Raw genomic sequence first — 1,335 nt, 5'->3', positions numbered from 1 at the left:
GATGTTATATTTATAGCTGATATCCTGAAGCGGTGTGGAAACGGATGTTCCGCCCACTTTCTTTCCGGAGAGCTGAGACAGTTCATTGTAGGTATTCTGCGCCAAATATTCCACCGGGTTATTGTCTACCTGATGAGTATGAGTTAAAAGCCTATTCTGAGAATCATACGTAAAGTTTTCGGTAATGACCTTGTCGGTATCTGTACTCAGCCTTTTATGACGGGTGATGCTTTGCTGAACAGCCCCTGCAAAATCAAGCCTGGATTCTATTTGTGTACGACCACCTAAGTGATTGATAGAATAACTTCCGATGGCTCTTCCTTTTTTATCGTAATAGGTGTAATTTTTCGTCCAGTTGTCGTCCTCAATGTTTTTCACCAGGCTCATCACCGGAAGACTCTTGGTGCTTAAGCCTTCCGCTGTAGGAGTTTCGGTAAGGGTAGATTCTCCTAAAATATTTGTTGGAAAAGATGGGTTAAAGTAATATCCAGGGTAAGAATCATAATAATTTAAAGATAATAAAGTTACCCAGTTGGAAGAATTAGGATAGCTTCCGTCCGGATTATTATAATACACATCGATTCCCTGCCTGTTAAAAAAAGGAGTATTGATCCGGGTTACATTATTTGATCCAAAGCTGTCAACGGTACCCTGTTCCACACTTCTCTGGTATCCTGTTCCGATTCCGGTAATAGCCACTCTTCCGAACTGGTCATATTTTGTGTAGAGCCATTGTCCTTTTTCCTTCATCACGGTGTCTTGGGTTGCAACCAGTCTGTCCTGCTTATCGTAGAGCATATATTCCCAGCCTTTGCCCGGAAGCTTCTTTTCTACCAGGCGGTTTCTGCCGTCGTATTTGTACTGGTAGCAGAGGTTGTCCAGATCAGAAGCTGAAAGGGTTTGAACGTTGGAGGCTAATGGCGGAATGACATATGCCAATTGATTGTATTCGTTGTACACATAATACGTATCCACTTTTTCCGTTGCACTGAGCATCTTTCTTACCAACAAAACCTGGCCTTCCCCGTTTTTAAATTCAATGGTCTGGTTTCCGTCTTCATCGGTTATGGTGTTTTTATAGAGCTGTGCGGCCAGATAATTCGCACTCTGGCTGATCTGCGAACTGGTAGCCCCATTAACCCAAGTGGTTACCGTGGTGTATTTTTTAACGGCATCTTCGGCCGTATTGGCATCATAACCCAGCTGTACGGGTTTTGTATCCCATGCATTCCCCACCTGCTTCTGCTGCAGGATCCTGTCTAAAGGTGAGTTTTCCAGGATTTTCTCTGAAAAGATCTTCTCAGAACCGTACAGCGTGGGCTGGGTAGCATTGCT

At 43.7% G+C, this 1,335-nt stretch carries 1 pseudogene; it reads right to left on the bottom strand.

Annotated features, from left to right (window positions below):
* Window positions 1-1,335: pseudogene (locus tag U9K52_RS21155) on the bottom strand (RHS repeat-associated core domain-containing protein); the annotation flags it as partial.

Origin of the sequence: Chryseobacterium sp. MHB01 (assembly GCF_034651565.1) — a bacterium.
Taxonomy (GTDB): Bacteria; Bacteroidota; Bacteroidia; order Flavobacteriales; family Weeksellaceae; genus Chryseobacterium; species Chryseobacterium nepalense.
The sequence above is the reverse complement of the archived record's forward strand: the minus strand, read 5'-3'. Positions and strand labels throughout refer to the sequence as shown.